The 3,221-nt window shown below is 68.4% G+C and carries 2 protein-coding genes; both read right to left on the bottom strand.

Features of this window, described 5'->3' with window-relative positions:
- On the bottom strand, positions 1-237 hold a 237-nt coding region (locus tag ACYVE9_RS20325; RefSeq protein ID WP_461029322.1), incomplete at its 3' end, for a hypothetical protein.
- A 145-nt stretch (positions 238-382) separates the two neighbouring features.
- Positions 383-2,761 carry an immune inhibitor A domain-containing protein gene (locus ACYVE9_RS20320; protein ID WP_461029321.1) on the bottom strand — a complete coding sequence of 793 codons (2,379 nt, stop codon included), beginning with the start codon at positions 2,759-2,761 and terminating at the stop codon, positions 383-385.
- Positions 2,762-3,221: the final 460 nt, after the last annotated feature.

Raw genomic sequence — 3,221 nt, 5'->3', positions numbered from 1 at the left:
CCAGACGAGGCCCTCCGGGTGGTGCAGCACCGCCGTGACCTCGTCCGGGGTGGGCGGTTCGGTGTTGCCCCGCAGGTAGACGGCCCGCAGCCCGAGGTTGCGCAGCCGGGTCAGGGCGCGCTGCCGGTTGCCGGCCCGTACCAGGACCCGCACCCGGGGCCCGCCGCCCGGCCTGGGCAGGGAGAGCGCCACGATGACGCTGCCGTCCGGCTGCCGTGCGTAGCCGCTTCCAGACATGGGTGAGGTCCCCCGATCGCTGCTGATGCGTGGTCGTCGCACCACGCATCAAACCGCGATCGGCCGCCGCCCGCCAGGGGCGACGACCGATCACGTCATGTCGCGTTGCACTCACCGACTGCGACGCCGAGGCGTCACGGCAGGGTCACCACAGCTTGGACGGGCTCACCAGAACGGTGATCTTCTTCCCGTTGAGCGGCTGCGAGACGATGCTGATGCGGGTGTTGGTGTTGGGCACCTTCACACCGGCCGTCGGGTTCGACTCGTACCAGTAGGTGCCGGTGCGGTCGTCGAAGTAGGGCTTGCCCAGCTTCGGCTTGATCTTCGTCGGCTCACCGTCCTGGTGCAGCGTGATGCCCTTGGTCGGGTACCAGCTGAACGGCGAGTCGTACGCCTGGACGCGGTTGCGCATCAGTTCGCCGCTGGACCACTTCTCCGGCTTGGCGTGCGCGTCGATCGGCAGGACCAGACCCTCACCCGGGTGCACACCGACGTTGTTGTCGAGCTGCGAGGTGTCCCACAGCCAGATCAACAGGCCCTTCTGGTACGGGAAGTGCTCGACCCAGTTCGGCCGCGTGGAGGCGAAGCCGAAGTTGTACGGGCCGGTCTTGAGGGTCTTGTCGTAGGAGACGTACTGCCGGTTCTCGGCGATGTAGTACTGCGGGTAGGAGTTGGTGAAGGACTCACCGATCCGCTCGAACCCGCTCGCCGTCCAGCCCGCGTCGCCGTCCTCGGCACCGTCCTCCAGCACCGGCTCACCGTCGGCGGTGATGACGATGTCGTCAGCGGCGAAGCCGCGTTCGGCGACACCGCCGTCGGTGCGGTAGTGGAAGCGCAGGTCGATCTTCTCGCCCGCGTACTCGTCCAGCGGGTACGACAGGTCCACGTAGCCGTCGGAGTGGCCGTCCAGCGCCGGGGAGCCGCTGCCGTCCCGCGGGATCGGCTTGCCGTCCGCGGTGCCGTCCAGCGCCGTCCAGGTGCTGCCGCCGTCGGTGGAGACCTGCGTGTAGAGGAAGTCGTAGCCCTGCTCGATCTCCCACCAGCCCTTGAGGTCGAGCGAGGCGGAGGCCTTGCCGGTCAGGTCGACCGAGCGCGTCAGCGAGTTGCGCACGTCGTCACCCATGCCGCTCCACCACTGCTTGCTGCCGGTGGCGGGCTTGACGATGGTGGTGGTGACGTCCTTCTCGGGGAGTTCGACGATCAGGGCCTGCGGGTGCTTCCGCTTGCCGTTCTTCGCCGGTGCCGCCGCGGCGCTCAGGGTGTGCTTGGACAGCGTCGCGGCCTTCGCCGTGTCGTAGTCCAGCCAGCCCAGCGTCAGCTTGTCCCAGGCCGTCATCTCGCCGGCCGAGTCACCGATGGCTTCCTTGCCCTTGCCGAGCCAGGAACCGGACGACATCAGCGACCAGTAGGCCACGGACGACTCGCCGGTGCCGGTGGTGTCGTAGAGGTCGGGCAGGCCGAGGTCGTGGGCGTACTCGTGGGCGAAGACGCCCAGTCCGCCGTTCTCGGGCTGCACGGTGTAGTCGCCGACCCAGACGCCGGTGTCGCCGATCTGGGTGCCGCCGGCCTGGTTGAAGTCCGGTCCGGTGCGGCCGAAGTCGGTGCCGTAGGCGTACCAGCGGTGCGCCCAGATGGCGTTGTCGCCCTGCGCGCCGCCGCCGGCGGAGGCGTCCTCGCCGGCGTGCACGAACTGGAAGTGGTCGAGGTAGCCGTCGCGCTCGTTGAAGTCGCCGTCACCGTCGTGGTCGTAGCGGTCCCAGACGTCGTACTCCGCCAGCGCCTCTTTGATCTCCGCGGTGGTCTTGCCGGACGCCTTCTGGTCCTCGACCCACTGGTTCACACCGTCGCGGACGGCGTCCCAGACGGTGTCGCAGACGTTGGAGCCGCACGCGGTGTTGCCGTAGCGCGCCTCGTTGTACTCGACCTTCACCCAGTCGGAGACCGTGCCGTCGACCGAGTACTTACCGGAGGACTGGGTCTCGTAGTAGGTCTTCAGGGAGTCCTCGCCGTCACCGAAGTACACGTCGGTGAAGTGGTCCCGGTCGAAGTCCTCCTTCCACAGCGTGGTGTTGTCCTCGCTGCGGTCGGGCTCGGCGATCTGGTTGTGCAGCGGACCGGGTTCGCCGCCGAAGCGCGGGTCGACCTCGTCGCCGAACTCGATGAGGATGGTGAAGATCTTGTCGGTCTTCACCGTCTCCATCTCGACGAACTTGCCCTTGCCGAGCTGCATGACCTTCGACCCGTTGCGGGTCTTGGGCTTCTTTCCGGACGCCAACTGCTGCAGCGCCGCCTGCTTCTGGGCGTTCTGCTGCTGGGTGAGCGGGCCGTCGAGGTTGTGGTCGGCGTGGTCGGCGTGGTCGTGGTCGTGCTTCGCCGGCTCTTCCGCCTGCGGGTGCGCCGGGCGGTTCTCGGGCTCCTGCGCCTGCGCCGCGGTGGCGGGCAGCAGCGCGGCTGCTCCCATCGCGGCAACGGCGGTGGCCAGGGCCGCGGTCCTCGATCTTATGGATCTCCGTGGTGTGGTCACGGGTGCAACGTCCTCCCCTGCAAGTACGGTGACTTGACGGGACGCATTCGACCCGAGTGACAGGGGAAAAGACAGTCCTTGTTTTAGACACGTCAATCAAGTAGGTTGCGCGGCCGGGCGGTTGATACGCACGACTGACCGTGACCCCGTGCGCCCCCCGTGCTGCCGTGCCGTGGGTCAGGTCACGCTTACTGAGCGTTCCCCGAGGGCATCTCGCAACGTAAAGTCGTTCGGCGGCAAGCGACGTGACCGAACGACCCCGCATCTGACCCCCCGAGGACGGATCCCGCCATGCCGCGTCCGACTCTCGCACAGCTCGTCTACGGCTCAGCGACCGTCACGCTCACGACGCTCCTGCTGCTGGTCCTCGCCCCGGTCCGGTCCGGTGGTGGCACCGGGCTGGTGGCCGGCGGAGCGCTGGCGGCCGGCCTGGTGGTGGCGCTCGCCGCGCCGGCCGGAC

This window comes from Streptomyces sparsus, from assembly GCF_054776295.1.
Note: the sequence above shows the minus strand (reverse complement) of the source record. Positions and strands in the feature narration are given on the sequence as shown.